This window comes from Hwanghaeella sp. 1Z406, from assembly GCF_048892425.1.
Classification (GTDB): domain Bacteria; phylum Pseudomonadota; class Alphaproteobacteria; order UBA8366; family Aestuariispiraceae; genus Pacificispira.
Map to the genome: position 1 here is coordinate 195,027 of NZ_JBLZHU010000009.1, position 6,587 is coordinate 201,613.

6 protein-coding genes are annotated in these 6,587 nt (G+C 56.1%); all 6 read left to right on the forward strand.

The annotated features are described in order from the left end of the window. Positions 1-182: 182 nt before the first annotated feature. The 6 genes from cimA to ACOSDR_RS17355 all read left to right on the forward strand — a co-directional run bounded on the left by cimA (position 183) and on the right by ACOSDR_RS17355 (position 6,192). The gene (gene cimA, locus ACOSDR_RS17330; protein WP_420732024.1) at positions 183-1,772 is read left to right on the forward strand and encodes a citramalate synthase; all 1,590 of its coding nucleotides are present in this window, start codon (positions 183-185) and stop codon (positions 1,770-1,772) included. Then, positions 1,769-2,434 (forward strand): class II aldolase/adducin family protein, encoded by a 666-nt coding sequence (locus tag ACOSDR_RS17335; protein ID WP_420732025.1) that lies wholly within the window; start codon positions 1,769-1,771, stop codon positions 2,432-2,434. The genes cimA and ACOSDR_RS17335 overlap by 4 nt, the downstream gene beginning before the upstream one ends. A gap of 55 nt (positions 2,435-2,489) precedes the next feature. Continuing rightward, positions 2,490-2,789 carry a FitA-like ribbon-helix-helix domain-containing protein gene (locus tag ACOSDR_RS17340; RefSeq protein ID WP_420732026.1) on the forward strand — a complete coding sequence of 100 codons (300 nt, stop codon included), beginning with the start codon at positions 2,490-2,492 and terminating at the stop codon, positions 2,787-2,789. After that, positions 2,786-3,217: a PIN domain-containing protein gene (locus ACOSDR_RS17345; protein WP_420732027.1), complete on the forward strand. Its 432-nt coding sequence runs from the start codon at positions 2,786-2,788 to the stop codon at positions 3,215-3,217. The genes ACOSDR_RS17340 and ACOSDR_RS17345 overlap by 4 nt, the downstream gene beginning before the upstream one ends. A 13-nt stretch (positions 3,218-3,230) precedes the next feature. After that, entirely contained in the window at positions 3,231-4,322 is a 1,092-nt protein-coding gene (mtnA, locus tag ACOSDR_RS17350; RefSeq protein WP_420732028.1) for an S-methyl-5-thioribose-1-phosphate isomerase, read from the forward strand. Positions 4,323-4,431: 109 nt separating this feature from the next. Further along, complete coding sequence (locus ACOSDR_RS17355; protein ID WP_420732029.1) at positions 4,432-6,192, forward strand: monovalent cation:proton antiporter-2 (CPA2) family protein; 1,761 nt, start codon at positions 4,432-4,434, stop codon at positions 6,190-6,192. Positions 6,193-6,587: the final 395 nt, after the last annotated feature.

The window sequence follows — 6,587 nt, forward strand, 5'->3', positions numbered from 1 at the left end:
GGCGGTGAAAGTACCGCGTCATACCCGCGAAGGCGGGTATCCAGGGCAGTGGGTGAGAGAGGTGCGTGTTGCTCTGCCCCGGATCAAGTCCGGGGTGACGATATTGAGCCCTACCCGCGCAAGCGGGTATCTGAGGGGCGGCAGATGAGATTGTTGATTTTTGGAACGGATGAAAGAAGCAAATGACTGACCGGATATACCTGTTTGATACGACGTTGCGCGATGGGGCGCAGACTCAGGGTGTGGACTTTTCTGTCGCTGATAAGGTGGCGATTGCGCAGGCGTTGGATCGGCTGGGTATTGATTATATTGAAGGGGGATGGCCCGGCGCCAATCCCACAGATGATGCTTTTTTTGCGGACCCGCCAAGCCTGAGCAACAGTAAGTTGATTGCCTTTGGCATGACCCGGCGTCCCGGTCGGTCTGCTGAAAATGACCCCGGGCTTGCCCCGTTATTGCAAGCCGATGTGGCGGGATTGTGCCTGGTCGGGAAAAGCTGGGACTTCCATGTCGATGTCGCACTGGAGATTGAGAAGGAAGAAAACATCCGCATGATTTCCGATTCGATCCGGCTGGCCGCGGAAAAGAAAGGGGAGGCGATGTATGACGCCGAACATTTCTTTGATGGCTGGAAGGCCAACAAGGATTTTGCCTTGGCCTGTGTTACGGCAGCTTATGAAGCCGGGGCGCGGTGGATCGTGCTGTGCGATACCAATGGTGGCACGCTGCCCCACGAAGTTGACGCCATCGTTCGCGAAGTGACACAGCATATTCCGGGCGACCATCTTGGGATACACGCACATAATGATACGGAAAATGCCGTAGCCAATTCGCTGGCGGCGGTGCGGGCAGGCGTACGGCAGGTACAGGGCACCATCAATGGATTGGGAGAGCGTTGCGGGAACGCGAATATGTGTTCCCTGATCCCCAGCCTGATTCTCAAAATGGGCTTAGAAACCGGCCTTAAACCCAATGCTCTTGCAGAGATTACGGGTCTGTCCCGGTTGCTGGATGGGCGATTGGATCGTTCACCGAACCGTCATGCGGCCTATGTCGGGCCAGCGGCCTTTTCTCATAAAGGGGGGCTGCATGTATCGGCCATTGCCAAGGATCCGCGGACCTATGAGCATATCCCACCGGAAACGGTCGGCAACAAACGCCATATCGTGGTTTCTGATCAGGCCGGACGCTCCAACATCCTGGCCCGTCTGGAAGAAATTGAGGTTGAGATTGGGGAAGAAGCCCTGCGCCGCCTGCTGGAGAAAGTTAAGGAACGGGAGTTCCAGGGCTATGCCTATGATGGGGCGGAGGCCAGTTTTGAACTGCTGGCCCGGGCGGCAAAGGGAGAAGTCCCGAATTATTTTGATATCAGCCGCTTTCGGGTCATGGACGAGCGTCGCCATAATGCCGTCGGAAACCTGATCACTGAGTCTGAGGCAACCGTGCAGGTGGAGTTGAAGGGCACCCAGATCATGCGGGTTGCGATGGGCAATGGGCCCGTCAATGCCCTTGATACGGCTCTGCGGGAGGCTGTCATTCAAATCTATCCAGACCTCGCCGGGATGCAATTGGTGGATTACAAGGTGCGCATCCTGCCGCCGCCCAAAGGATCAACGGGAACCGATGCCGTCACGCGCGTGACAATTGAAAGCGAAGACGAAGAGGGTGCGCGCTGGTCGACGGTTGGTGTTTCCGCCAACATCATCGATGCTTCCGTCATCGCGCTGTATGATGCGTATGCGTACAAGCTGGTACGGGATGGAATTACATGACACTTTCAGGAGGCAATGCACGACAGGCCCTGTCCCGCAGGATCATTGATACCTGCAAGGCGATGAATGCGTCTGGCATTAATCAGGGCAAGTCGGGCAATGTCTCCGCCCGGTTTGGCGATGCCATGCTGATCACGCCCAGCGGTGTTGCCTATGACGCCCTAAAGCCGATGGATATTGTTCTGCAGGAATTGGATGGGGTATGCGCGCCTGGTCAACTGCTGCCTTCCAGCGAATGGCGCATGCATGCCGATATTTATCGGAATCGATCGGAGGCTCAAGCCATCGTCCATGCCCATCCAACATTCTGCACAGCCCTGTCCTGCAGGCGTGAAAGCATCCCCGCCTTCCATTACATGGTCGCTGTGGCCGGGGGCGTGGATATCCGCTGTTCTGACTATGCAACCTTCGGCACTGAAGACTTATCCAGAACCATGATTACCGCGCTGGACGGGCGAAAAGCCTGCCTGTTGGCCAATCACGGCATGATCTGTTTTGATGGAGATCTAGACCGCGCTCTGGCGCTGGCCATTGAAGTTGAAAGCCTGGCCCGACAATATCACCATGCCCGCCAAGGCGGCACACCCGTCATTCTGGATGATGAACAGATGACTGACGTGCTGGAAAAATTTAAAAGCTATGGCAGGCAGCCCCGCGATTGAGACTTCACCTTTTTTGAGGGCGATGATATCATTGCTATCAGAATTGGAGGATGCCATGGCGACAATCAATATTCGAAATGTACCAGATGACGTGTACAAGGCGCTGCGTGTTCGGGCGGCACAGTCGAATGAAAGTATGGAATCATACTTGCGGAACCATTTGACGAAATTGATTGAAGGCGCGCCGACGGCCGAAATTTCCCTGTTGGATATCCGCGCCCGGATGCGGGCTGTTCTGGGAAATCGCGCGGACCAGTCGGTCGTTGATGATTTCCTGAAACAGCGTCGCGAAGATTATTTAACAGAAGAACGGGGGATGGCGGCGCCAGAAGGTCGGAAGAAATCGGGATCATGACAGGAGTGGTGATCGACACTTCCGCATTGTTGGCGTATTTCAAAGGCGAAGCGGGGGCTGAAATTGTCCATGCTTACACTGTCGATCAAGTGCCATTGCATCTATCATTAGTGAATTTGGCAGAAGCATCAGCATGGTTCGTGCGAAATGGTTTTGAAGCGGATGAACCATTACGATATGCCGTTGCCCTGGGAATACAGTTACAGGATCTTGCGCCAATTGATGCGGTTGAGATTGGTCGCATGACCCTGTTCACGCGGAATGTTAGGCTTTCCTTAGGGGATCGTGCCTGTATTACACTTGGATTTCGGCTGAATGTACCGGTTTTAACAGCCGATAGGATGTGGAGTGATACGTTGGACTGGACCAAGTATCAGGCTTTGCAGATGAAATCCCCTGTCGGCATGCGCATTATTCAAATCAGATAGGACCTGAGGCATTATGGAAATTAACGGCACGCCGTATCGCACCATTTGGGTTGAGGAATCGCGCAAATCTGTTGCGGTGATTGACCAGACCAAACTGCCCCACAGTTTTGAGACCTTACGTTTGACCAGCCTGGAAGAGGCGGCACTCGCTATTGAGGATATGATCGTGCGGGGTGCGCCCTTGATCGGGGCGACGGCGGCTTATGGGTTCTGTTTGGGCCTGGAACAAGATGCCAGTGACATGGCGGTTGAGGCGATTTATGCGCGGCTGTATCGCACCCGCCCCACGGCGGTTAATCTGCGCTGGGCGCTGGACGAGATGCGCGCCCTGTTGGACAATCGTGCGCCGGCAGAGCGCGCGGCGCTGGCCTGGGAGCGCGCGGCGGAGATCTGTGATGCGGATGTCGAGATATGTAAATCCATTGGTCAGCACGGTTTGCGCCTGATCGAAGACATCGCGGCCAAGAAACCGGCGGGCGAGGCTGTCAATGTTCTAACCCATTGCAATGCCGGATGGCTGGCCACGGTCGATTGGGGCACCGCGACGGCCCCGATCTATATGGCCTATGAGAAGGGCATAAAGGTACATGTCTGGGTCGATGAAACCCGCCCACGCAATCAGGGGGCCAGCCTGACAGCGTGGGAGTTGGGGCGCCATGGCGTTGCCCATACGCTGATTGCCGATAATGTTGGTGGGCATCTGATGCAGCATGGACTTGTTGATCTGTGCATCGTCGGGACCGATCGCACCACGGCGCGGGGTGATGTCTGTAACAAGATCGGTACCTATTTGAAGGCTCTGGCGGCCCAGGATAACGGGGTGCCTTTCTATGTCGCCTTGCCGTCGACCACGATTGACTGGACCGTTCAGGATGGCGTTGCGGAAATCCCGATAGAGCAGCGCAGCGGCGCAGAACTGACCCGTATTACCGGACGCACGGAGGCGGGGGAGATCGTGACCGTCGATATCGCGCCGCAGGATGTTGTCGCCCGCAATGATGCCTTTGATGTCACGCCGGCCCGATTGGTCACCGGATTGATTACAGAACGCGGGGTTTGCACGGCCAGTCAGGCAGGGTTGAACGGTTTGTTCGACCGCCCTTAGCGCATAGCTTACTTTTCGCGGTGCAACATTACCTTTGTGGTGAAATTGAACCGTGCTACATCTAAAAGGCAACAGGGTTTGGTTTCAAAAAGGGTGAGCATACGGGGCGATGGCGGCTGGCGGTGAATTGACAATTTTTCAAGATGCCGCGCTGTATCTTGCCGCCGCTGTAGTTGCAGTCCCTATTTTCAAGCGTTTGAAGCTCGGCTCTGTTCTGGGCTATCTGGCCGCCGGGGCAATTATCGGCCCCCATGTTTTTGCGATTGTCGGCAATGCAGAAAGCGTTTTGGCCTTTTCTGAATTCGGCGTCGTTCTGCTGTTATTTCTGATCGGCTTGGAATTGAAACCGGCCAGATTGTGGGCGCTGAAGGCGGATATATTCGGCCTGGGGACGGCTCAGGTCTGCCTGACCGCCTTTCTGATCGGCGTGTTTGGCGTGATGGTGATCGGCGTTTCCTGGCAGACAGCGGTTCTGATTGGGCTTGGTCTGTCTCTTTCGTCGACGGCCTTTGCCTTACAGTTGATGCAGGAACGCAAAGAGCTGAACACGCAATATGGCACCCGCGCATTCTCCATCCTGCTGTTGCAGGACCTCGCCATCGCGCCAATTCTGGCTCTGTCGCCCTTGCTGGCCTTGGGGATATATGTCGCCTCTGGAGAGGACCTGTCCTGGGTACCAGCCGCTCAGGCGATTGGGGCCATTCTTGGGCTGGTGCTTGCTGGGCGGTTCCTGCTGAACCCGGTTTTCGGGGTGATTGCCCAAACCAAATCCAGTGAAATCTTCGTTGCAGCGGCGCTGTTGATTGTCATTGGATCGGCACTGTTGATGGAATGGTGCGGGCTATCTATGGCGTTGGGTGCCTTTATGGCCGGAGTCATGCTGGCGGAAAGTGAATATCGCCATCAGATAGAAGCGGATATTCAGCCATTTCGGGGCCTGTTGCTGGGATTGTTCTTCATCGCCATTGGAATGACGATTGATTGGACCGTGGTCCTGGCGCAATGGCCGCTGGTGCTAGGCGGGGCGATCCTGCTGATGGCCTTGAAAGGGACGATCATTCTGATCCTATGTCGCTTGTTCAAATCCTCTTGGGAAGATGCCGGGCGCATCGCTGTGACTTTGCCCCAGGGTGGGGAGTTTGGCTTCGTCATTGTAGCGCAAGGCCTATCCCTTGGGCTGATGTCACATGGTCAATCGGACCTTGTTTCCGCTCTGATTACGCTGTCTATGGCTTTTACGCCCTTGCTGCGGCTTTCTTTTGAAGAGGCCATGAAGCGCCGCGCTCCGGCCTCCACAGATCACCTGCCGCGCCCCGATGAGACAGAAACCAACAGTGTGGTTATTCTGGGCTTTGGGCGCGTGGGCCAGATTGTCAGTCAGATCTTTCGCATGAAGGGCATTTCGGTTACGGCCATTGACGCGGACCCGAAGCGCATAGAGGCGGCGAAACGGTTTGGCGCCAAGGTTTATTTCGGCGATGCCACGCGCATTGATGTGCTGACAGCAGCGGGCGTCGGGCGGGCCGATCTGGTCTATGTCACGATTGACAATGCCGCCGCCTGCACCCGGTCGATTGCAGTGATCGCCAAACGCTTCCCGACGGTTCGCATCATGGCGCGCGCCCATGACCGGGTGCATGCGCTGGAATTACTGGACAGCGGGGCGGACTTCCTGATCCGCGATACCTTCGAAAGCTCTGTCAAATTGGCAGAAGAGGGGCTCAATCGCCTGGATATCAATAAAGAAGAAATCGCCCATCTGCTGGAAGAATTCCGCCGCGCCGATTCAGACCGCCTGCTGCGCCAAAAAGCTGACGGCATCTATGCCACCGCCGAAGACGGCGGCACTTTCCGGCTGGATAAGTCTTAGGGCAGGTTGGTCCGATTTTTCTGAGGGGACGGCTCGATATACTCCCACCCCCTTGAGAGGGGAGGACGGCTTTGTTTACTCCCTCCCCCTTGAAGGGGGAGGACGGCCTTATCTACTCCCTCCCCCTTGAGGGGGGAGGGTTGGGGTGGGGGTGATAGGCCGCAAGGCCTTTCCCTGCATCAGACTGGATTACGGAGGAGAGAACACCCCCCTCCCAACCTCCCCCCCTCAAGGGGGGAGGAGTTAAAGATGAGGCTCCCCCCTCAAGGGGCAGGGGAATCGCATATGGCAGATTTGCCATAGGCGGCGAACAGGATTCTAAGGAGGTTTTCCATTTGCGGAGGACCTCATGGAGCAGTTTGAAGACACGTTTGGGGATTTGCCGGACCCGCGCG

Excerpts from the sequence above, each read along its gene's own strand:
- ACOSDR_RS17345 (WP_420732027.1), top strand. The coding sequence starts at position 2,786 with ATGACAGGAGTGGTGATCGACACTTCCGCATTGTTGGCGTATTTCAAA.
- ACOSDR_RS17335 (WP_420732025.1), top strand. The coding sequence starts at position 1,769 with ATGACACTTTCAGGAGGCAATGCACGACAGGCCCTGTCCCGCAGGATC.
- ACOSDR_RS17340 (WP_420732026.1), top strand. The coding sequence starts at position 2,490 with ATGGCGACAATCAATATTCGAAATGTACCAGATGACGTGTACAAGGCG.
- mtnA (WP_420732028.1), top strand. The coding sequence starts at position 3,231 with ATGGAAATTAACGGCACGCCGTATCGCACCATTTGGGTTGAGGAATCG.
- ACOSDR_RS17355 (WP_420732029.1), top strand. The coding sequence starts at position 4,432 with ATGGCGGCTGGCGGTGAATTGACAATTTTTCAAGATGCCGCGCTGTAT.
- cimA (WP_420732024.1), top strand. The coding sequence starts at position 183 with ATGACTGACCGGATATACCTGTTTGATACGACGTTGCGCGATGGGGCG.